We start from the raw sequence: 17,104 nt of genomic DNA, 5'->3' as shown, positions 1-17,104 counted from the left end.
GATCGTGAGCGACGAGGACGTCAGATGATGACGTCCTCGTGCATCGCGGCCATCAGGCTCGGATTGTCGCGATAGTCGACGTGCACGCCGACCAGCACGGGGCCTTCCATCGCCATTGCCTTCCGGAGCGTCGGGCCGACATCGTCGGCGTCCTTGATCATCAGGCCCTGCGCGCCCATCGCCTCGGCGAACTTCACCAGGTCCACGGGGCCGAAATGCACGCCTGAATCGCGACCGTAGGCGGCGACCTGCTGGATGCCGACCATGTTGTAGCTGCCGTCGATCCAGACGACGTGCACGAAGTTGCACTTGAGGCGGACCGCCGTCTCGAGCTCGACGGCTGAAAACAGGAAGCCGCCGTCGCCGGAGATGGAGATCACCTTTCGACCGGGCTCCGCCAGGCAGGCGGCGATGCCCCAGGGGAGGGCGACCCCCAGGGTCTGCTGGCCGTTGCTGATCATGATCTGCCGCGGCCGGTGGCTGATGAGATGCCGGGCCATCCAGATATGGAAGGAGCCCATGTCGGAGCAGAGCGTCACATCCTCGTCGATCAGCTTCTGCAGCTCATACACCAGCCGCAGCGGGTGGACCGGGGCGCCGGTACGCTTGGCCGCCTCGGCGGCCACCGTGGCGCGCTCTCGCTGGATCTCCGCCAGCAGCGCCGTCTGCGTCGGTCGATCCTTCGGCGGCAACAGCGCGGACAGGGCACGCAGGGTGGCGGCGCTGTCGCCCATCAGTTCGATGTCCGGGCGGTAGTGCTGGTCGTAGTCCGCCGGGATGAAGTCGATATGGATCAGCTTGCGCTTGCGGCCGGCGTTCCAGAGCGCGGGGTCGTATTCCACCGGATCGAAGCCCACGGTGATGACGACGTCCGCCTCGTCGAGCAGGCGGTCGGCGGGCTGGTTGTGGAACAGCCCGACCCGTCCGCCGAAACAGTCGAGCCGGTCGCGCGGCACCACGCCCGCGGCCTGATAGGTGCCGGCCACGGCCAGCCGCGTGCGCGAGAGCAGCGCCCGCACCGCCTCGGAGACGGCCCCCTGGCTCGCCAGCATGCCGAGCAGCATCACCGGCCGTTCTGCCGCGTCGATCATGGCCGCGGCGGCGGCGATCGCTTGGGTGTTGGCCGCGCCGAGCGCCGGGTTGGTCGCGGGGGTGAGCACGGGGCCGGGAGCGGGCGCCTTCATGACGTCCTTGGGCAGGCCGAGAAAGGCCGTGCCCGGCCGGCCTGATTCGGCGGCGCGAAAGGCGGCGGCGGTCGCTTCGGAGATCGCCGAGGGCGAATCGATCTCGGCCGCATACTTGGTGATGGGGCGCAGCAGTGCGACCGTGTCCATGCTCTGATGTGACTGCTTCAACCGGTCGGCGATCGGCACGGCACCGCCCAGCGCCACGACGGGGTCGCCTTCGGTATTGGCGGTGGCCAGACCGGTGGCCAGGTTGGAAACGCCGGGACCCGAGGTCACGAGCACGACGCCGGCCTTGCCGGTCAGGCGGCCCAGCCCGCCCGCGATGAAGGTCGCGTTCTGCTCGTGCCGGCAGACGACGAGCTTGATCTTCGAGTCGACCAGGGCATCGAAAACCGGGTCGATCTTGGCGCCGGGGATGCCGAATATGTATTCAACGCCCTGGGCCTCCAGATTACGCACCAGCAGGTGTGCGCCGTTCTTCGGGTCGCTCATCGTGTTGCTCCGCTCTCGATTCCTGGCCGTGTCCGGGCGATCATGCCTGTCCGGGCAGTCCTTGTCGCCCGCGATGGAAGGATGGCGCAATGCCGAGGCTGACGACCGAAGTGTATCAATCGCTCATGGATGCGCTTGTGGCGCACTGCGAGAAGACCGGTGAACCGTTGCGCCATTTCGTGTCCCGGGCGCTGTCCGAAGCGCTGGGCCTCGATCACGCGACCCTGTTCCAGGTCTCGACCACCGGGGCGCTGGTCCAGGGCGTCTACAACAAGGCCGTCACCGTGGGCGGTCTCAGGCCGCACGGAGACTTCGGCCTCGGCACCTTCGAGGGGCTGGATGGCGAGATGGTCGTCCTCGACGGCAATTTCTATCAGGCCCACGCCGACGGCCGCATCACCTTGCCGTCGGACAACGCGTCCGTGCCGTTCGCGACGCTCACGAACTTCCATCCGCAGCATCGCGGCAAGATCGAGAATATCGAGTCCATGTCGTCGCTCATCGCCGCGCTCGACGGATTGCGACGGTCGGACAACCTCTTCTTCGCGGTGCGCCTCGATGGCCATTTCGACGAGGTCTACTGGCGTGTCGCCTGCAAGGTCGAAGCGGGGGTGCATCTCGACAAGGCGACCGATGCCCAGGCCGAGTTCCGCCAGAAGGACGTCAGGGGCACGATGCTGGGCTTCTGGACGCCCGCCTACTCGCGAACGATCGGCGTGGCGGGATGGCATCTGCATTTCCTCACCGACGATCGCAAGAGCGGCGGTCACGTGCTGGGTGCGAAGGCCGCGTCGCTCGACGTCCAGGTCCACGACCTCGACAATCTGCACCTCGCGATTCCCGAGACACGGGAATTCCTGCACGCCGACCTGACGCAGGATCCGGCGGCCGCGCTGGAAAAGGCCGAGATGGCAAAAGATCGCTAGGCCAACACCAAGGAATCGTCGCGCGAAGCCCGATCCCGCCTTCACTAAGGTCAGGCGCATCGAAGCCTGAGGAATCTGGACATGCGTATTCTGGTGGTTGGCGCCGGCGCGATCGGCGGCTATTTCGGCGCCCGGCTGCTGGCGGCGGGGCGCGACGTCACCTTTCTGGTGCGGCCGGGCCGGGCGGCACAGCTCGCCAGGACCGGCCTGGTGGTGAAGAGCAAGCTGGGCGATCTCGATCTTCCGGCGCCGCCAACACTTACGGCCGACAGGTTGGCCGGGCCCTACGACCTCATCCTGCTGAGCTGCAAGGCCTTCGATCTCGACAATGCGATGGATTCGTTTGCGCCGGCCGTCGGACCGGACACGGCGATCCTGCCGCTGCTGAACGGGATGAGCCATCTCGATTCGCTGGTGGGTCGCTTCGGTAAGCATGCCGTGCTGGGCGGTCAGTGCGCGATCTCGCTGGTTCTCGATCCCGAGGGGCGGGTGCTGCACCTGAACGATGGCGGCACGATCTCCTTCGGCGAGCGCTTCGGTCCGCGGACCGCGCGCATCGATGCGATCGCGGAGGCGTTCGCCGCCGCCCAGGTCCACGGAGGCGCGAGCGAGACCATCCTTCAGGAGATGTGGGAGAAGTGGGTGTTCATTTCCACGGCCGCGGGCATCACCTGCCTGATGCGCGCCGCGGTAGGGGACATCGTGGCGGCGGGAGCGGCTGATCGCACGCTGGCCCTGTTCGATGAGATTTCGTCGATCGCCGCGTCACAGGGCTTCGCGCCACGGCCGGCTTCCGTACAGCGCGGCAAAGCCATGCTCACGACAGCGGGCTCGCCGTTCACCGCGTCGATGCTGCGCGACGTCGAAGGCGGCCGGCCGATCGAAGCGGATCACATGTTGGGCGACCTGCTGAAGCGCAGCGGCACGGGCGACGGTTTCCCCGTGCTGCGGCTCGCCTACGCCCACCTCAAGGCCTATGAGGCTCGCCGCGCGCGAATGCAAAGCAAGTCATAAAAGCGACGCCGGTCCGCGAGACCGGCGCCTTTCCGGTCAGGTCTTCGGCGTCGGCGGGTTGGCCAGGATCTCGGCGCAGGCGCGCGCCACGTCGGAATCGGCATCCTTTGCGCCCGGCATCGTGGCGAAACCGCTCTTGGCGATCACGTTACCGCGGTCCCAGGTGCTGGCCTTGCTGAGTTCGGTGATCTTCGTCGCGGCGTCGTCCTGTCGCTTGAAGCGGTCGACGCAGATCGGCGCGAGGGCGATGACAACAGCGTCGTGGGCCGCCGCCGCGGAGTCCTTGCGCGCCGTTCCGCCGGTGACCCAACCGCCCCAGGTGAAGCCGACGACCGCGCAGAGCACGGCGCCGCCGACGGCAGTCCAGAACAGGGTGGAGATGTTCTTTGGCATTTCCATGGGAAGTCTTTCCGGGGCCATGCAGCCCCCGCCAGCCGGCGCGCGCGGAATTGCGCAGCCGGCGATCGACAGAACGAGGAAACTCATGAACGGGGGCGGCAACTCGGGCCGGCCCAGATGCGCGTCGCCTCGGTAGGGGCGGGAGCACACGCATCTCTCAGCCATCGCAGGCCGACCGTTTGGTGGGCGATGGTATAGACTTCGTACAGGTTGCGCGCGGGAGTGTCCAACCGGCTGCAACAGTGATCGGGCGGAAAAGATGAGACAGACACTCTTCCTGGCGATGCTTGCCGCGATGCTCCTTTTCGAAGTCCGGGCACCGCAGGCGCAGCCACAGGAGGCGGCGCAGTTCATCGCGCAATGGCAGAAGAGCAATGCCGCCTGCCGCGCACCGGCCACGCCGGCGCTGGAAGCGATCGCCGCCTGCGAGCAACGCGACACCTATTCGAAGCTGCTGTCGGCTTCCAACTACTGCTACGGCCCCGGTGAGGGAGGAGCTCCAGCGGGCTGGACGCCGTGCGGCGGCGATCCGGGAGCCGGCAAGCCCAGTGAGAAAGCGCTCAAGGACGCGGCGCTCGCGCGGGCGACGCAACAGTTCCAGAGGATGGGCGGCGTCTTTGTCCTGCCGGCGACGGTTAATGGCAACTCGACGGCCTATTTCATCGTCGATTCGGGAGCTTCCAACGTCCAGATTTCGGAGGAGCTCGCCGAGGAGCTGAAGCGTAGTGGCTCGCTCACCGAGGCCGATTCGCTGGGCCAGCGGCGTTTCATCCTTGCCGATGGCAGCGGTCGTCAGCAACGCATCGTGCGGCTGCGCTCGATCAAGATCGGCGAGCGCACGATGGAGAATGTCATGGCGTCCGTCAGCCCCGGACGCGGCCACGGGCTGCTGGGGCAGAGCTTCCTGCGCCGCCTCAGCTCATGGAAGATCGATAACGTGAAGAACTCGATCGAGTTCGAGTTCACCGGATCTTTCTAGACCGGAAAGGGCCTGCGACTCAGGTCGGCGCCGGAATATTCGCGTCCTTGATCACCTTGCGCCAGCGCACGGTCTCGTCGGCCAGGCGCTTGGCGTAGGCCTCGGGCGTGCCGCCGGTCGGGATGAAGCCGAGCGACATCAGCCTCTCGCGCACCGCCTCAACCTTCAGCGCGGCATTCACGGCCGCGTTGAGTTGCTGGATAGTCTCCGGCGGCGTGCCCGCTGTCGTCGCGACGCCGAAATAGACCGCGGCCTCGAGTTCCGGCGCGCCCAGCTCGCTTGCGACCGGCACGTCCGGGATGTTGGCGACGCGGCTCTTGGCGCCGCAGATCAGGCCGCGCATCGTGCCGGCGCGGATCTGCGCGTCGACCGGCGTGGTCACGTCGACGAAGGCCGGGACGTGGCCCGCGACCGTGTCACGCAGCGCCTCGGCCGCGGCCTTGTACGGGATGTGCTGGAGCTTGCCGTTGGTGCGCGTGGCGATCACCTCGCCCCAGAGATGCGGCAGGCCGCCCGAGCTCGAGGTCGAATAGTGGACGGGGCCGGGCTGCGCTTTCACCCATTCGATGAACTCGGCAAAGGTCTTGGCCGGGTTGTTGGCGTTGACCGCGAGCACGCAGGGAATGTCGGCGAGCTGCGCCACCATCGCGAGGTCCTTCTGCGGGTCGATCGGCATGGGAATGTCGAAGGCCGGCTGCAGCGCCGCCGTGGTCGTCAGGATCATGAGGCTGGTGCCGTCCGGCTTGCTCTTGGCGACGTTCACCATGCCGATCATCGTGCCGCCACCGGGCCGGTTCTCGACCACGATCGTCTTGCCGGTGTCGGCCGACATGCGTTCGGCCAGCACACGGCCGGCCGTGTCCGTCGAGCCACCGGGCCCATACGGCACGACGAGGCGCATCTGCCCGCCCTGCCCGAAGGCGATCGACGGCAGGGTGAGGGCGGCGGCTGTGCCGGCCACGAAACTGCGACGGTGGATCATATGAAGTCCTTCCCGGTTTGCTTCTTGTTTTCGGGGAGGAAACTAGGTCGGGAGTTCGCGTCGCGGCAAGACGGGTGCAAACCCTCCGACCGCCAGCCGAACGGCAGATGGCGGATTCAGGGCAGAGGCTTGCGCAACTCCGCCGTGCGTGCCGCATCGACGCTTCGTCCGGTCGCGGCGAATGCGACACCGTAGTCCTTTTCCGCACTCTCGACGCTCACGATACCGTCGCGCACGTCGCGCAACACACGTTCCGGATCGCGCGTCCTGGGATCGCCGTAGCCGCCGCCGCCCGGCGACAGCGCACGATAGGCGCCGGGGCCGTGGCGTTCGACGCCGTATTTTGGCGCCTGGATACGCGTGCCGTCGGCCAGGGTGAGGACGACTTCGCCTCCGGCGCCGGCCCGGCCGCCCGCGACGCCGAAGCTCGAGGGTGCGCCGACGCCCTCGCCGCGAAAGGCATAGTCGGCCGGGGTGAAGATCTCGACCTCGTAATCGCAGCCGGCGCCGCCGCGGAAGCGGCCGGCACCCGCGGTGTCGCAGCGCAGCTCCTGTCGGCGGAAACGGACGGGGTAGAGCTGCTCATAGGTCTCGAGGTTGGGCAGGGTGAGTCCGCCCAGCGTGATGAGATGGCCGATCAGGTGGAAGCCGTCGCGACCCTCGACTCCACCGCCGGCCGGGGCGCCGGCCCACTGGTACATGACGTAGCGGCCGCCATCCTCGCGGAGGCCTGCCGTGACGGCATGAACGGCCTTGGACCAGCCGGCCGAGGCGCGCTCGGGCAGGGCCTGGGCCAGCGCCTTCCACATCGCGTGGATGATCTCGTGCGCCACGAACACGGTGTTCATGGTCATCGGGGCCGGCATGCGCGCGTTCACCATTGTGCCTTCGGGCAGCCGGATCTCGACGCTGCGGAAGGCGCCCTCGTTCTTCGGCAGGTCGGGCTCGAAGAACGAGGCCAGAGACATGAAGACTGCTGAGGTCGAGTTGGCGATCGAGCTGTTCTTGAAGCCGCGCACCTGGGGCGAGGTGCCGGCGAAATCCACGACCAGCTTTCGGTCCTTCACCGTGATCGCGACGGCGATCTTCGCATCGATCGGCTCGAAGCAGTCGTTGTCGACCGGTTCTTCGCCTTTCCACACACCTTGCGCGAGACGATCGATGCAGGTCTGGAAACGCCGGTCGGCATGGTCGAGCACGCCTTCGAAGAACTCGTCGGCGCGATCGACGCCGAGTTCCTCGACCAGCAGGGCCAGCCGCTCCGCGCCGATGCGGGTCGAGCCGATCATGGCGCGCAGGTCGCCATCGAGCGCCTCGGGCAGGCGCGTGTTCAGCATCAGCAGACGCCACAGGTCGTCGCGCACCTTGCCCGCTTCGATCAGCTTCAGGACCGGCAGGCGGATGCCTTCGTGGAAGATCTCGGTCGCCGCCGAATTGTAGGTACCGGCCGCGCCGCCGCCGATATCGGCCTGGTGGGCGCGGTTGCAGGCGAAGGCCACCAGCTTGGCTCCGACGAACACCGGCCGCGTGATCACCCAGTCGGGCAGGTGGTTGCCGCCTGCCGTATAGGGATCGTTCAGCAGGAACACGTCCTCGGGCGCAATGGCGTCCTTGAAATCGCGCAGGATGGCGCGCACCGCGAAGCCGCCGCCGCCGGTATGGATCGGGATGCCGTCGGCCTGGCTGATCAGGGTGCCGCGCGCGTCGGCGATGAAGCACGAGAAATCGTGACTCTGGCTGAAGATCGGCGAACGCGCGGTACGCGTCATCACCCAGCCCATCTGGTGCGAGATATGGTCGAGCCGGTTCTGCACCAGCGCGAGGGTGACGGGATCGAGGGTGGCGGTGCTCATGCGGCAGCTCCGACATGCACGAGGAAATCGTCGCGTTCGTCGACTTCGAGGAGGTCGTCGGGTCCGACGAAGGCCGTCGTCGTGCGCTCCTCGACCAGCAGCGGGCCGTTGAGGCGGCAGCCAGGGCGCAGGTCGGCGCCGTCGTAGATCGGCACGTCGAGCCAGCCGGTCGCCGGATCGATCCAGACCCTGCGGGTCTCGCGCGGCTTGGGCGTGTCGGTCTGGGCCGAGCGCGCCGCGGGGGGCGTCCAGTCGAGACGGCCTCGGCCCACGACTCTCAGCGCGGTGATGTCGATGCGTCCGCCCGGCTGGATATGGCCGAACAGGCGCTGGTGCTCGGCCTCGAAGGCCTTGCGCGCCGCGGCGGCATCGAAGCCCGCGGTGGAGAGCGGCGCGCGCACCGGCCATTGCTGGCCGTCGTAGCGCAGGTCGAGCTGTCGCTCGATCACGATCTCGGCCTCGCCGAAGCCATCGAGCGCCAGCGCCTCGCGGGCGCGCGCTTCGATCTGGGCGAAGCCTGACTCGAGTGTCGCTTTCTCGACCTTGTCGAGATCGGCCAGGAAGACCTGCAGGTAGTCCTGACGCACGTCGGACTGCAGCATGCCCATGGCGCAGAACGCTCCGGCGGCGCGTGGCAGCAGGGCGCGGCGGCTGCCCAGGGCGCGAGCGACGGCTGTGCCGTGCATCGGTCCGGCGCCGCCCGCGGCGACGAGGGTAAAGGTCGCGGGATTGTGGCCACGCTCGATGCTGAGTCGTTCGACGGCATGCAGCAGGTTCTGCTCCAGCAGACGGATGACGCCGGCCGCCGCGTCTTCGACCGAGAGGCCGAGCGGTTTGGCGAGCTTGGTCTCGATGGCCTTGCGGGCAAGTTCTGCGTCGAGCGTGACGGCGCCGCCCGCCAGCGGGCCGGGACGCAGGCGCCCCAGGACGAGCTGCGCATCGGTAACGGTCGGGTTTTCGCCACCCAGCCCGTAGGCCGCGGGACCTGGGCGGGCGCCGGCGCCCTGTGGGCCGGCGTGGAGAAGGCCCGCATCGTCGACCCAGGCGATCGTGCCGCCGCCGGCGCCGACCGTGTGGATCTCCACCGAAGGCGTTGTGAGATGATAGCCGTCGATGGTGAGTTCGTCGGTGACCGGAACGTCGCCGCCCGCCATCACCATGACGTCGCAACTGGTGCCACCGATCTCCATCGAGATCAGGTTGGCTTTTTCGCCCGGCGCTGCGCAGCCCTTGAGGGCGCCGACGCCGGCCGCGGGGCCGGACAGAACCAGCATCACCGGCCGCGCCGCCACCTGGTCGACGGAAACGGCGCCGCCATTGCTCTGCAGCAGCAGCAGGGAGCGCGGCAGACCGAACTGGCGCAATTGTTCGTCGAGGGCGCGCAGGTAGCTCGTCACCTTGGGCGCCACATAGGCGTTCACGACGGCGGTCGAGCCGCGCTCGTATTCGCCCATGGTCGGCATGACCTCGCTCGACAGCGAGACCCATTTGCCGCTCCAGCTCTTGGCGAGCTGGCCACCGACGGCGCGTTCGTGCGCGCCATCGAGGAAGGAGTTGAACAGGCAGACGGCGACCGACTCGACGCCTTCTTCGGCGAAGATCCTGGCCGCGGTGTCGACGTCTTCAGGCTTCAGCGGCGCCAGCTCCGTGCCGTCGGCGGCGATGCGGCCGCGCACCGGGAGCCGCAGGTAGCGCGGCACCAGCACCTGCGGGAAGGGCGCGCGATGATCCCACTGATTCTCGCGGATGCCGCGACGGATCTCCAGCGAATCGCGGAAGCCCTCGGTCGTCAGCATCCCGACTTTGGCGCCCTTCTTTTCGAGGATCGTGTTGGTCGCCACCGTCGAGCCGTGCACGAACAGCGCGCAGTCGCGCAGCAGGGCGGTCAGCGTAATGTCGAGTTGCTTGGCCGCCAGCCGCAGCACGCCCAGCACGCCTTCGCTGGGATCCGCGGGAACCGAGGGCGACTTGAAGATGCGCACGGCGCCAGCCGCGTCGCGCAACACCATGTCGGTGAAGGTGCCGCCCACGTCGACGCCGATGCGCCAGGGGGCGACGAGGCCCATACCGGAAGCTGGGGCGGAGGACGGGGCGGTGCCGGTCACTTGGGCAGGCTTCCCAGAACTTCGTCCGTGTGCTCGCCCAGGGTCGGCGCCGAGCGCGGCGAATGCGGCCGCACATGATCGAAGGAGATCGGAAGGCCGACCACCTTCGGTCCGCCGGGCAGTTGCTGGATGAGCTTCGATGCTTCCATCTGCTCGGTGCGCGCCAACTCGCCGATATCGTTCACGGCGGCACAGGGTACGCCGGCCTTCTCCATCGCTTCCAGCCATTCGGCGCGCGGCCTGGCCTTCAGCGCCTCGGCGATCATCGGCAGCAGCTCGGCTTTGTGCGCGACCCGCTGCGCGCTCTTCGCGAACTTCGGGTCGGTCGCCCATTCGTCACGGCCCAGCACCTTGGCGCAGCGCGCCCACAGCCGGTCGTTGCCGGGCGCCAGGCAGATCGGATGGTCGGCCGTGTCGAAGGTCTGGTAGGGCACGATCACCGGACTGCCGGTGCCGTGCCGCTGGGAGACGGTGCCGTTGGCGATGTAGCCGTTCACCTGGCCCTCGACCCAATGCACCGCCGAGTCGAACAGGGAGGTGTCGACCAGGCAGCCCTTGCCGGTCTTGTCGCGCAGACGAAGCGCCGCCAGGGCGCCAATGGTGCAGAACATGCCGGTCGCCTTGTCGTTGATCGAGGCGCCGCAGAAGGTCGGCGGATCCTCCGGCCGGCCGGTCACGCTCATCATGCCGCCATAGGCCTGCAGCAGCGGATCGAAGGCCGGCTTCATGCGCAACGGTCCCTGATAGCCGAAGGCCCAGATCGAGCAGTAGATCAGGCGCGGATGGCGCGCGAGCATGGTCTCCGGCCCGATGCCGACCTCGTCGACCACGCCGGGCCGCAGGTTCTGGATCAGGATGTCGGCCGTCTCGCAAAGCTTGTGGAGCTTGTCGACGTCTCCGGCGAGCTTTAGGTCGAGCACGACCGAGCGCTTGTTGCGGTTCTGCGAGTAAAAGTAGAGCGAGGTCTTGCCGTCGGGACCGAACGGAGGGCCCCAGATGCGGGCATCGTCACCGCCATCCGGCTTCTCGATCTTGATCACGTCGGCGCCCATGTCGGCCAGGATCACCCCGGCCAGCGGACCGGCCAGCGCCTGGCCCACTTCGATGACGCGAACTCCCTCGAGCGGTAGTGTCACTTGCAATCCTCTTCCCGAGCCTGACGGCCTGCGTTTGTCGCCGGCATCCTAGCCGCCGGCGACCGTCGCACGCTACTTGAAGAGGCTCGCGAAGCGGAACCGCCTACTCGACGAAGGCCTTTTCGACGACGAACTCGCCCGGGGTGGTGGTGCTGCCCTCGGTGAGGCCCATGCCTTCGAGCAGGGCGCGGATATCGGCCAGCATCTGCATGCTGCCGCAGAGCATGAACCGGTCGTTCTCGCGCGACATCGGCGGCAGGCCGACATCCTTCGCCAGAGTGCCGTTCTCGATCAGGTGCGAGATGCGGCCGCGATACTTGAAGGGCTCACGGGTCACGGTCGGGTAGTAGACCAGCTTGTCGCGGACCAGGTCGCCCAGGATCTCGTCGGCCGGCAATTCGTCGGCCAGGGCGGAGCGGTAGGCGAGGTCGCGGACATGGCGGCAGCCATGGACCAGGATGACTTTTTCGAAGCGCTCGTAGACTTCCGGGTCGCGCACGATCGACAGGAAGGGGGCGAGGCCGGTGCCGGTGCCCAGCAGGTAGAGATTGCGGCCGGGGGTGAGGCTGTCGAGCAGCAGGGTGCCGACGGCCTTGGCGCCGACCAGCACGGGATCGCCCGGCATCAGGTTCTTGAGGTGCGAGGTCAGCTTGCCGTCGGGCACCTTGATCGAGAAGAACTCCAGCTCGTCCACATAATGGGGGCTGGCGATCGAGTAGGCCCGTAGCACCGGCTTACCCTCGACCTTGAGGCCGATCATGGTGAACTGGCCGCTGGCGAAGCGGAAGCCCTTGTCGCGGGTAGTCCGGAAGCTGAACAACTCGTCGGTCCAGTGATGCACCGACAAAACGGTCTCGTTCCTCAACGCGCTCACGCTAAACGCTCCTACGCAACGGGGCCGGCCAGGCGCCGGACGCGACTGGATATAGTGCAGTGCAGCAAAAATAGCCAGATGCGCGAGTAATTCGCAATAGCATAATTTCGCGTGCCTCTGTCCGCCGCCGGAAGGATTTTCCTGCCGGGCCCGCCGCTTTTGGAAGGCTATTGTCGAAGGCCACCGGATCGGCTCGCGGATGGGTGCGGCCGCCCTATACTCGGACGAAACGGGTAAGCGAGGTCGCGTGCGATGAAGCGGATTGTTGCGCTGCTGGCTACGGCGCTGCTGCTCTTCTCCCCATCGGTCCGGGCGGCGGAGCCCGTCGACATGCTGCTGGTGCTGGCCGCAGACGTCTCGCGAAGCGTGACCGACCCAAAATTCAGGCTTCAGCGCGAAGGCGCCGCCGCCGCCATCACCCATCCCGACGTCGTACGGGCCATCACGTCGGGGCCCAACCGGCGCATCGCGGTCTGCTTCGTCGAATGGGCGTCGGCCAACATGCAGAACGTCGTGATCGACTGGATGGTGATCGGTGACGGCGCCTCCGCGCGCACTTTCGGCGACAAGCTGATCGAGACGCCGCGTTCCTTCGCCGGCAGCACCTCGATCAGCGCCGCGATCGATTTTGCGGTGGGACAGTTCGAGCGGGCGCCCTTCGCCTCGGATCGCCGCGTGATCGACGTGTCGGGTGACGGCAACAACATCGCCGGCCGCCTGGTCACCGATGCGCGCGACGATGCCGTGGCGAAGAACGTCACGATCAACGCGCTGGTGATCCTGACACCGATCGAGGAGGCCTTCCGGCCCGAGCACACCAATCCGCCGGGCGGCCTTGAGAAGTACTTCCAGGACAATGTCATCGGCGGCCCCGGCGCCTTCACGATCGTCGCCGAGAGCCACGGAGCCTTCGGCCGCTCGATGACGAAGAAGCTGATCCAGGAGATCGCAGGCTCGCCGCGCCACAAGCTGGCGGCTGCTGACTGAGGCCGACTGGGCCAAAGAAAATCGAATCCAAAGAAATCCGTCGTCTCGACCGGAGCACCGAAGGTGCGGAGTGGAGCAACTGTATTGTTGAGAGATGAATGAATCGACCAGGCGCTATGCGAGAGCGTGCCTGGTTGGATCCCATTTCTCGCCGCGCTGTAGCATGGTGTTGAGGATGCAGATGAGCTTGCGCATGCAGGCGACCAGGGCAACCTTGTGTTCCTTGCCCTTTGCGGTGAGGCGCCGGTAGCAGGCCTGCAGGACGGGATTGTGCTGTGTCGCAGCCCCGAGAACAGGGGTGAACAGCATGCATCGCAGCTTGCGCCGTCCGCCCTGGATGTGGCGGTGCCCGCGTCGTTTGCCGCTGTCGTCGTCGAAGGGAGCGACGCCCAGCAAGGCTGACGCGGCCTGCCGGTCGACCTGGCCGAGTTCGGGCAGGAAGGCGAGGAGAGCCGCCGCGCTGTTGCCGGCGAGGCCCGGCACGCTCTGGATGATTTCGGCGCGCTCGGCGAAGTGCTCGGTCTTTTCGATCCTGTCGGCAATGAGAGCCTCCAGCCGGGCCTGTTGTCGGTCGACCTCCCGGAGCAGCGCCTGATAGGCCTTCTGCACGGCCCTGGGCTGCTCGTGTTCGCCCCAGTTGTCGATCTTGTCCTTCAGCCGCGAAAGGCCGCGGCGCGCCGTGACCAGCTGGTCGAGTTCCTCGCGCGCGGCGTCTTCGGGCTTGCCGCGATGCTCAAAGGCCTCGCCGAACCAGGCGATCATGCGGGCGTCGATCGGATCGTTCTTGGCCAGCTGCCCCGCCGACTTGGCGAAGTGGCGGACCCGCTTGGGGTCGACGATCACTACCTCGACGCCGGCTTTGCGCAGCAGCTGGGTCCAGGTCTTCTCGTAACCTCCGCTGGCCTCCATCACCGCCTTACCGACGGCATGAGCCTTCAGCCAGGCCAGCAGCTGGCGACGTCTCTGCGGATCGTTAGCGAAGCAGCCTTCGGCACCCCGCCGGATCGCCACGTCGACCTTCTCCTTGGCGACATCGATACCGACAACGACTTGTTCTTGTGCCATCCTCGTGTCCCTTCCTTGCTCGTACGGGCTCAACGGCCCTTGCAACTGTTCGGGTTCAGGAAGACACCGGACCTGTCCCTCGCTCCACTACAGGCTCAAGCCTTGGAGACCTACGGGCTCAGATCTGGCGACGGGCGGTTGTTGGACGCAGCCGCCCGTTCGCACATCATGGCACCAGCGCCGCACACAAGAGACCTTCTCTCAACAAAAAGCCGGCAAATCGTCGAGAGAAGGTCTCTCCACTTCGCGCTGCGCGCTCCGGTCGAGATGACGGAACGAGGGGGCCTCTCTACTCCGCCGTCGCGCCCGACGCCTTGATGATGGGCAGCCACAGCGCCTGGTCGTCTTCGATCAGCTTGCGGGCCTGGGCCGGCGTGTCGGGCGGCAGCACCTCGAAGCCCTGCACCAGCAGCTTCTCCTTCACCTGCGGCATCTGGGCGATGCGGCCGATCTCGGCATTGAGGCGGGCCACGATTGGCGCCGGCGTGCCGGTCGGCACGGCGAAACCCAGCCAGGTGGCCACGACGAAGTCGGGCAGGCCGGCCTCCATCATGGTCGGTACGTCGGGCAGGATCTTCGAGCGGTCTTTCGTCGTCACGGCCAGCGCCTTCAGCTTGCCGGCCTTGATCTGGCCCACCACGGTCGGTGCGTTGAAGAAGCCCATCGTCACTTCGCCGTTGACCACGGCGAGGACGGCGGCCGGCGCGCCGCGATAGGGTACGTGCTGAAGCTTCACGCCGGTGCGCTGTTCGGTGATCACGCCCGACATGTGCAGGCTGCTGCCGACGCCGCTCGACCCGTAGGTGAGCTCGCCCGGCTTGGCGCGCGCCTGCGCGATCACGTCGGCGACGGTGTTGGCCGGGTTGGCGGTCGAGACGACCATGACGTTGGTGAGGATGCCCGTCGTCGAGATCGGGATGAGATCCTTCAGCGGGTCGTAGCCCGTCGATTTGTAGAGACCCATGTTGAAGACCGTCGCACCCTGCGAGGTGAGCAGAAGCGTGTAGCCGTCGGCCGGCGCCCGCGCGCCCTCGGCTGTGCCGAGAAGTCCGCCGGCGCCGCCCTTGTTGTCGATGACGACCGGTTGGCCCAGCGCCTTGGCCAGTTCCTCGCCGAAGGTGCGCCCGACGATGTCGGCACCGGCGCCCGCCGCGAACGGGATGATCATGCGGATCGGCCGCTCCGGCCACTCTGCCGCCGTCGCCTTGCCCGTTGCGAGCATTGTCGAGCCGAGGAGCAGCGTGCCCGTCAGGGTGTGCCGACGCGTCAGAACCTGGCGTGATGATTTCATGATGTCCCTCCCGGGAATTTATGGGGCGGCGTTGCTCGCACCCTCTGTTGGTTTCAACAGTACCCTCAAGGCCGCGGGACTGTCAGGTCCCCTTGCACGAAAGCCGCGCAATGGGGCGCGGCTTTCGACAGATTTGCGGCTTTCGCTTCGTCGGTTACTTGTCGAGCCAGACGTCCTCGAAGCGCGAGCCGTTGTAGAGGCTGTTCACCATCGGACGGTAGCCCTTCACGTGGGGATGCCAGCAGGTTCCCGAGGCATTCCACATGATGATCGGGCGGAAGCCTTCCTCGAGGATCTGCTTGTCGATCTCCCAGACCAGCTTCTTGCGCTTCTCGATGTCGCGCTCGGCCGACTGGATGGGGAACAGCTTCTCGATCTCGGGATTGCAGTAGCCGACATAGTTGCGCTCCGACTTGCAAGCATAGTGCTCGAAGTAGGTCTGGTCGGGATCGTCGACGCCGTTGCCGGTCGTATTGAGGCCGACCGAGTAGTCCTTGCGTGCGACCTTGGCGAACCACAAGGCGGTGTCGACGAGGTCGAGTTCGCCGTCGATGTAGATCTCCTTGAGCTGGTCGATCAGGATCACCGCCGGGTCGCGATAGAGCAGGTGATTGCGGGTCGAGACCTTGAGCTTCAGCCTGTTGTCGGGGCCGTAACCCGCCTTCTTCATCAGGGCCTGCGCTTCGGCGCGGTTCTTGGCGACGTCGGGCCCATATCCTTGGACCGTGTCGAACATCTCCTTCGGCATGCCCCAGACACCGCCGGGCGCTGGCTCCATGACACCGCCGGCTTCGCCCGCGCCCTGGGCGAGGATCTCGATGAACGCCTTGCGGTCGATGGTGAGAAGCATCGCGCGACGGATGTCGGCATTGTTGAACGGCGGCGCTTCGCTATTCACGATCAGGTTGGTGCTGTTGTTCATCGGCGCGACCTCGCAGACGGCGGTGGAAGCCTGCGCCTTGATGTCCTTGAGCAGCGGGATGGTGACGGCGTAGGGCGACGTCATGTCGTAGCGGCCCGAGACGAAGCCCAGCATGGCCGTGCCGCGCGCCGGAACGATCGGCATCTCGATGCCGTCGAGATAGGGCTTGCCCTTCTTGAAGTAGTCCGGGTTACGGACGAGCTTGACGATTTCCTTCTGCTTGAATTCGCCCAGCTTGAACGGACCGGTGCCGATCGGCTTGGTGCGCATCTGCGCCGTCGGCACGTGGCAGGAGTAGACGGGGCTGTAGCCCGATGCGAGCAGGATCAGCAGCGAAGGCTGCGGCTGGCCGAGATGGAAGGTCACCTCGCGGTCGCCGTTGGTCGTGACCTCCTGGAGGTTCCAGTACCAGGAAACGCGCGGATTCTTGCGCAGCTTCTGGGTCTCGCTCTTGCCCGTGAGCATGTCCCAGGTGCACTTCACGTCGGCGGAGGTGAAGGGCTTGCCGTCATGCCACTTGGCATTGCCCACCAGCTTGAAGGTCAGCTTCTTGCCGTCCTCGCTCCACGCCCAGCTTTCGGCAAGATCGGGACGGATCGACTCGAGGCTGTTCTGCGGGATCTGCTGATCGAAGACGACGAGGTTGTTGTAGAGCCCCATGAAGGGAACGACTGTGGAGGTCGTCGCTTCCTCGTGGATCGAGGTGCTGGGCGGATTGTCCGCGATATACATCTTGAGGGTGCCGCCGCTCTTCTGCGCGAGCGCAGGCGCGGCCGACAGGCCAAGCGCCGCCACGACACCGAGAAATCCGACCGATAAACGCATGAACCCAGTCCTCCCAAACCCAATTGCAGAGAGGATGACGTGATGAAGGTCCGGCGTCGAGAGCGCC

14 protein-coding genes are annotated in these 17,104 nt (G+C 66.7%); 4 read left to right on the top strand and 10 right to left on the bottom strand.

What is annotated here, in order from left to right; translation table 11 throughout:
• Window positions 1–20: 20 nt before the first annotated feature.
• Entirely contained in the window at window positions 21–1,679 is a 1,659-nt protein-coding gene (gene alsS, locus ACP15H_RS18500) for an acetolactate synthase AlsS (protein ID WP_425067622.1), read from the bottom strand.
• Between the two features lie 89 nt (window positions 1,680–1,768).
• Between alsS and budA the strand changes: the two genes are divergently transcribed.
• Together budA and panE are read left to right on the top strand one after the other, a co-directional pair.
• Window positions 1,769–2,605, top strand: a complete 837-nt coding sequence (gene budA / locus ACP15H_RS18495; RefSeq protein WP_425067621.1) for an acetolactate decarboxylase — start codon at window positions 1,769–1,771, stop codon at window positions 2,603–2,605.
• Between the two features lie 81 nt (window positions 2,606–2,686).
• Window positions 2,687–3,619, top strand: a complete 933-nt coding sequence (gene panE, locus ACP15H_RS18490) for a 2-dehydropantoate 2-reductase (RefSeq protein WP_425067620.1) — start codon at window positions 2,687–2,689, stop codon at window positions 3,617–3,619.
• A gap of 36 nt (window positions 3,620–3,655) precedes the next feature.
• On the opposite strand, the gene ACP15H_RS18485 is transcribed toward panE, so the two are convergent.
• On the bottom strand, window positions 3,656–4,018 hold the full coding sequence (locus tag ACP15H_RS18485; protein WP_425067619.1) for a hypothetical protein: 363 nt from the start codon (window positions 4,016–4,018) through the stop codon (window positions 3,656–3,658).
• 259 nt (window positions 4,019–4,277) lie between these two features.
• Between ACP15H_RS18485 and ACP15H_RS18480 the strand changes: the two genes are divergently transcribed.
• Window positions 4,278–4,997 carry a retropepsin-like aspartic protease family protein gene (locus ACP15H_RS18480; RefSeq protein WP_425067618.1) on the top strand — a complete coding sequence of 240 codons (720 nt, stop codon included), beginning with the start codon at window positions 4,278–4,280 and terminating at the stop codon, window positions 4,995–4,997.
• 19 nt (window positions 4,998–5,016) lie between these two features.
• Here ACP15H_RS18480 and ACP15H_RS18475 read toward each other — a convergent pair whose 3' ends face one another.
• The 5 genes from ACP15H_RS18475 to ACP15H_RS18455 all read right to left on the bottom strand — a co-directional run bounded on the left by ACP15H_RS18475 (window position 5,017) and on the right by ACP15H_RS18455 (window position 11,947).
• Window positions 5,017–5,979 carry a Bug family tripartite tricarboxylate transporter substrate binding protein gene (locus ACP15H_RS18475; protein ID WP_425067617.1) on the bottom strand — a complete coding sequence of 321 codons (963 nt, stop codon included), beginning with the start codon at window positions 5,977–5,979 and terminating at the stop codon, window positions 5,017–5,019.
• Between the two features lie 116 nt (window positions 5,980–6,095).
• The gene (locus tag ACP15H_RS18470; RefSeq protein ID WP_425067616.1) at window positions 6,096–7,832 is read right to left on the bottom strand and encodes a hydantoinase B/oxoprolinase family protein; all 1,737 of its coding nucleotides are present in this window, start codon (window positions 7,830–7,832) and stop codon (window positions 6,096–6,098) included.
• Entirely contained in the window at window positions 7,829–9,898 is a 2,070-nt protein-coding gene (locus ACP15H_RS18465; protein WP_425067615.1) for a hydantoinase/oxoprolinase family protein, read from the bottom strand. Before ACP15H_RS18465 ends, ACP15H_RS18470 begins: the two co-directional genes overlap by 4 nt.
• A 35-nt stretch (window positions 9,899–9,933) precedes the next feature.
• Window positions 9,934–11,073, bottom strand: a complete 1,140-nt coding sequence (locus tag ACP15H_RS18460) for a CaiB/BaiF CoA transferase family protein (protein ID WP_425067614.1) — start codon at window positions 11,071–11,073, stop codon at window positions 9,934–9,936.
• A 103-nt stretch (window positions 11,074–11,176) separates the two neighbouring features.
• A complete protein-coding gene (locus tag ACP15H_RS18455; RefSeq protein ID WP_425067613.1) occupies window positions 11,177–11,947 on the bottom strand; it encodes a ferredoxin--NADP reductase in 771 nt (256 codons plus the stop codon).
• A 252-nt stretch (window positions 11,948–12,199) separates the two neighbouring features.
• On the opposite strand from ACP15H_RS18455, the gene ACP15H_RS18450 reads away from it, so the two are divergent.
• Window positions 12,200–12,934 carry a DUF1194 domain-containing protein gene (locus tag ACP15H_RS18450; protein WP_425067612.1) on the top strand — a complete coding sequence of 245 codons (735 nt, stop codon included), beginning with the start codon at window positions 12,200–12,202 and terminating at the stop codon, window positions 12,932–12,934.
• 114 nt (window positions 12,935–13,048) lie between these two features.
• Here the strand turns inward: ACP15H_RS18450 and ACP15H_RS18445 are convergent, their stop codons facing one another.
• The 3 genes from ACP15H_RS18445 to ACP15H_RS18435 all read right to left on the bottom strand — a co-directional run bounded on the left by ACP15H_RS18445 (window position 13,049) and on the right by ACP15H_RS18435 (window position 17,037).
• Window positions 13,049–13,999, bottom strand: coding sequence for an IS110 family transposase (locus ACP15H_RS18445; protein WP_425067611.1), 951 nt, complete (start codon window positions 13,997–13,999; stop codon window positions 13,049–13,051).
• A 289-nt stretch (window positions 14,000–14,288) separates the two neighbouring features.
• Complete coding sequence (locus ACP15H_RS18440; protein ID WP_425067610.1) at window positions 14,289–15,290, bottom strand: Bug family tripartite tricarboxylate transporter substrate binding protein; 1,002 nt, start codon at window positions 15,288–15,290, stop codon at window positions 14,289–14,291.
• Between the two features lie 154 nt (window positions 15,291–15,444).
• On the bottom strand, window positions 15,445–17,037 hold the full coding sequence (locus ACP15H_RS18435) for an ABC transporter substrate-binding protein (protein WP_425067609.1): 1,593 nt from the start codon (window positions 17,035–17,037) through the stop codon (window positions 15,445–15,447).
• Between the last annotated feature and the right edge of the window lie 67 nt (window positions 17,038–17,104).

The organism is Reyranella sp., assembly GCF_965249915.1.
Lineage (GTDB): Bacteria > Pseudomonadota > Alphaproteobacteria > Reyranellales > Reyranellaceae > Reyranella.
This window is presented reverse-complemented; position numbering and strand designations above follow the sequence as displayed.

Bases quoted from the DNA above. Each gene is read 5' to 3' on its own strand.
- ACP15H_RS18435 (WP_425067609.1), bottom strand. From the start codon at position 17,037: ATGCGTTTATCGGTCGGATTTCTCGGTGTCGTGGCGGCGCTTGGCCTG.
- ACP15H_RS18485 (WP_425067619.1), bottom strand. From the start codon at position 4,018: ATGGAAATGCCAAAGAACATCTCCACCCTGTTCTGGACTGCCGTCGGC.
- ACP15H_RS18480 (WP_425067618.1), top strand. From the start codon at position 4,278: ATGAGACAGACACTCTTCCTGGCGATGCTTGCCGCGATGCTCCTTTTC.
- panE (WP_425067620.1), top strand. From the start codon at position 2,687: ATGCGTATTCTGGTGGTTGGCGCCGGCGCGATCGGCGGCTATTTCGGC.
- ACP15H_RS18475 (WP_425067617.1), bottom strand. From the start codon at position 5,979: ATGATCCACCGTCGCAGTTTCGTGGCCGGCACAGCCGCCGCCCTCACC.
- alsS (WP_425067622.1), bottom strand. From the start codon at position 1,679: ATGAGCGACCCGAAGAACGGCGCACACCTGCTGGTGCGTAATCTGGAG.
- budA (WP_425067621.1), top strand. From the start codon at position 1,769: ATGCCGAGGCTGACGACCGAAGTGTATCAATCGCTCATGGATGCGCTT.
- ACP15H_RS18465 (WP_425067615.1), bottom strand. From the start codon at position 9,898: ATGGGCCTCGTCGCCCCCTGGCGCATCGGCGTCGACGTGGGCGGCACC.
- ACP15H_RS18445 (WP_425067611.1), bottom strand. From the start codon at position 13,999: ATGGCACAAGAACAAGTCGTTGTCGGTATCGATGTCGCCAAGGAGAAG.
- ACP15H_RS18470 (WP_425067616.1), bottom strand. From the start codon at position 7,832: ATGAGCACCGCCACCCTCGATCCCGTCACCCTCGCGCTGGTGCAGAAC.
- ACP15H_RS18450 (WP_425067612.1), top strand. From the start codon at position 12,200: ATGAAGCGGATTGTTGCGCTGCTGGCTACGGCGCTGCTGCTCTTCTCC.
- ACP15H_RS18440 (WP_425067610.1), bottom strand. From the start codon at position 15,290: ATGAAATCATCACGCCAGGTTCTGACGCGTCGGCACACCCTGACGGGC.